General features: G+C 45.5%; 2 protein-coding genes. Both read right to left on the reverse strand.

Annotated features, from left to right (window positions below):
• Positions 1-244: 244 nt before the first annotated feature.
• Complete coding sequence (locus tag FS373_RS31280) at positions 245-3,091, reverse strand: RHS repeat-associated core domain-containing protein (RefSeq protein WP_152831550.1); 2,847 nt, start codon at positions 3,089-3,091, stop codon at positions 245-247.
• The coding region (locus FS373_RS32660) for an RHS repeat-associated core domain-containing protein (protein ID WP_227993459.1) at positions 3,088-4,088 on the reverse strand (1,001 nt) is incomplete at its 5' end. The genes FS373_RS31280 and FS373_RS32660, both read right to left, overlap by 4 nt.

The following is a 4,088-nucleotide window of genomic DNA, read 5'->3' on the forward strand; positions in this document are numbered from 1 at the left end:
GGGTGATTAAACAGTCCAGCTCACTGGATGCAGTTTGGCGGTTGTACAGCACATTTCGTACCGCCAGTCCCCGGTTATCAATTACCGAGATAGTCGGTGTGCCTCTGAACACGTCAGGGGAAAAGTATGTATGCATAGCTGTTTTCCTTCGCAAATCTTAAGGCCCTGTAACCGGCACCTTAAGACGTTAAGTGATCGTGGCGAGCTTGCCACTTTACGCTTCCAGTAGTACCGAAGGGTCTGTTTAGAGGCGTGTAGACTTACTTGCGTTTGTTTTATTGTGTCGATTGATGGTCTTGAGAAAGTGTTCAGAGGCTCCTATTGAGGTTCCAATATAGTCACCGCTAATGATGCCCGGAAATTCCAGCAAGTCGACGGCAGCACTCATTTCATTTTTATGTTGGTTTAGGTTATTTCTAACTCCTCCTCCAATATTTAGGCCTAGTGGCATATTGGTTTGGATAATATTAAGACGATCAGCTGCCACTGGCTCTGCATGAAAATCTGACATGACCTTTGTGGTGTTATTTACCTTTGGAGAATTAGCCCACTTCGTATGCTTTTGCTGACCGTAGTCCCAATACTTTTCTTTATTAGCACCTTCCCCCCCCTTCAACATGATGCCTATATTTTTCATATCACTCAGTATCGCCACCGGTGTTGAACCCAAATTATCCGTATCATTAGGGGTAATAAGGTTACGGTGAACTTCACTCAGCGCTTGAGTTAAAAATTCTTCTCCCCCTTTTTTGAGATCCATTTTAAATAAGTAAATATTATCAGGATCATTCTTAGCATATTCCATCAATGCTTTTACATCGGTAAGCGCATCTCCTGCAGAACTTGGACCATGAAAAAATTGAAAACCATTCCTTTTTTGGGTCACTCGAATATCGAAATATGTCGTTCCAGCCTTAGCTTGCTCCACCAAGGTCAGCTTTTGTGTTTTAAATGCTGAAGTAAATGCTGCCCCCACGCTCAACCCACGCTGTTTAGCGCTGAAAGCATATGTGCCAGCATCATGAGAACCCAGCATGGCAATCTGGTTAATCGGGGTGTACGGGTGCATTGAGGAATGATCAACACGTTCTTTTCCATCTGGATCAGAATATCTAATCGGACTATTACCCACCATCCGATACAAGTTCAAGCCATCCACCGTCCAGGCCGGATCCGGATTGAGCCAGCGTCCCATCCACGGCATGTAATAACGGTAACCGTAGTAATACAGCCCTGTGACATCCCGCTCTTTACCTGAGTAACGCACATATTTGTATTTCGCTTCCGAGGTATGCTTTGCACTCCACACTGCTGTGCCACCGAAGGGGTAATACTCCTCTTGCGTCAACACATCCCCGTGACTGTCGAGCTCCAAATGGCTGCTCCCCAGGTGGTTATCCAGACTGTATCTGAGCTGGTCATTATCCATCTCGGCAGGTGTCTCTGTGGCCCAATGCAGCAAGCGCACCTGATTACGACCGGTATTGCTCAACGAGATAACATGTAACGTTTCATTTATCGCACCCCGTTTGTTTCTCAGCTCTAGACCAGGCAAGTAAATCACCTCTGACTCATTACTCCCCTCCATCAACACTTTACGTATTCGTGCTCCCTGCGCTGCATACTGATAAACCTCTTGTTGCTTGTCTGTCAGCTCCACTTGCTTCAATTGATTATACCGCCCCCACGTCAACCCCTTACTCTGCTCAAGTTGCAGTAAGTTACCATGGGCATCAAAGTGGTTATCCACATCACCAACATCAATTGGTGCTCCAGTAGTTTGTTGCAAAGTGCGGTTGCTGCGCTCAGACACCACCATCGACAAGGTATAGCCTGGGCTACCATCATCTGGCGCATGCTGGATTTGGGAAAGATTTCCGCCCCTATCATAAGTATAAGTTCGCGTGTAGTTACGCAGTTGGTTGCTGTCGGTAGGAATTGGGATACTTGGGGTGGGAAGGGATGAGTTCGAAGGCTGATTCGCCGCATTCTCTCTGCCCCTAGCGCTAATAAGTTGATACAGGGCATCATACTCATAGCTTTGCTCTGGTTCGATGCGCTGGTTTTTATAAAAGCGCGTGGCCACCGCCTTATCTTCAATTAAGAGTATATTTCCCACCGGGTCATACGTGTAATTCAGCTCTTGCAGCTTGGTACTGCGTGTTCCACTACTCGGCCGCTCCGTCAGCATCGTGATTAAGCGCCAATCACGCTCATCATAAGTGTAAGTAGTGGTCACACCATTACCTGCACATTCGAAAGTCTTCTGACCGTTAGCGTTGTAATCAATCTCTGACACTAATATCTGCTCATCAGCTTGGTGTGCCAACAGTAAATAGCTGGCCGACAAGGCTCCTGACACATCATACTCACTGCGCTGACGATTCCCTGTCGCACCCAACTGAGCCAACATCACACCTAAAGCATTATATCCCCACGTGGTCTTGTAAACCTCTGAGCCAAGTTGCCCTTTCCAGTCGCTTTCATCGCCTTGCCAGTCACTCTCTGCTATGTTATCGCTCAATAACTGACGCTGCTGTATTAACGGCTGCCCAGTAAGACTGATACTGCAGGTCTCTGCCAACCCGCCTTGGTCATAATGCTGGATAAGTTGTAAGTTCAGATTGTCATCAGTCTGGCTACTATCTCCATAGACAAAACGCTCGGTGATTTGCTCAATACCACTGTTGATATCCGCACCTTTCTCATAAATAGCCAGCGGACGATGCAGTAGCACATCGTAAGCGTAACGCCGTGTAATACCCAGTTCATCCCACTCTTTATGCACCCCACCTTCAATATCAAGCAGCCCAACCCGCCAACCAGCATCAACACTGTCAATCCGTAAAGTCTGCCCCGTCAAACTGTTTATCTGGGACTGATTTTCGACTTCGTTATCAAACAAGCGTGGGTCCGAGGCACCGCTTAACTGGCCCACTTCGTTATAACTAGAGCGAGTGATTAAACACTCCAAAGCACTGGATGCTCTCAGGCGATTGTATTGCACACTTCGTACCGCCAGTCCCCGGTTATCAATTACCGAGATAGTCGGTGTGCCTCTGAACACGTCAGGGGAGGTGGATTTATTCATATGGTGCCCCAGTCAAAATGTTTATTACTTCTATCTAATATAGCGACAACATTAAACTGCTTAGTCGATGTAGGTTGATAAGTAAATATCGAGTAATTTTTATTATCTTCAGTTACCAGACCAAAAACTACGGGAGGTTTAGAGTGTTCGCTTTGTATTTTCGCATACAAAGAAAAATCATCATCAATCGAGAACGGTTTAAAAGTCGATTCTTCTTTGTTACCAGGTTGGCTTAAAAGGCTTTTCATTGCTCCTTTCATATCATCTGAACTTTTACTCGCATGAGTATGAGCAACTCGACGTTCGCCTCCTACGATATAAGTAGACATCAAACACCCTGTAAACCGAGGGCTAATAACACTTCCCTCACTTCCTGCATAACTGATACGACCTTCTACATAAGGCAACATAGTAAATGATTTATTTTTAACTATTGAATTTTCATCGGCAAAATTGAGATCGATATAACTTGGACGATTAATTTCAGATGGATCGTCTGAAGTAAAGGAAGCGCCATTATAGTCAAGTAATGTATCTTCGGGCATTGTAAAGGATGTACCCGGTTTAAAATTTGCCGCTATATTGTTGCTTGATACTTTTTCAAACTCTGTTGCAATAAACGAATCAAGACTTTGATTATTAATATCTCCCTCCTGCTGAACATCCGTTTTTTTTCGACTAAAAATACGAGAAAAAGATTTTTTCACACTCGCTATTCCGCTCAGTTTAGATTTGTCTCCTTTATTAGGCGCTCTTCCATCCACATCCCTCAATGTTATCGGGTTATTCCTCACCATCCGGTACAGGTTCAATCCATCCACCGTCCAAGCCGGGTCTGGATTTAGCCAACGCCCCATCCACGGCATGTAATAACGGTAACCGTAGTAATACAGCCCTGTGGCATCCCGCTCTTTACCTGAGTAACGCACATATTTATACTTCGCCTCCGAGGTATGCTTTGCACTCCACACTGCCGTGCCACCGAAGGGGTAATACT

The organism is Shewanella sp. YLB-07 (assembly GCF_009377275.1).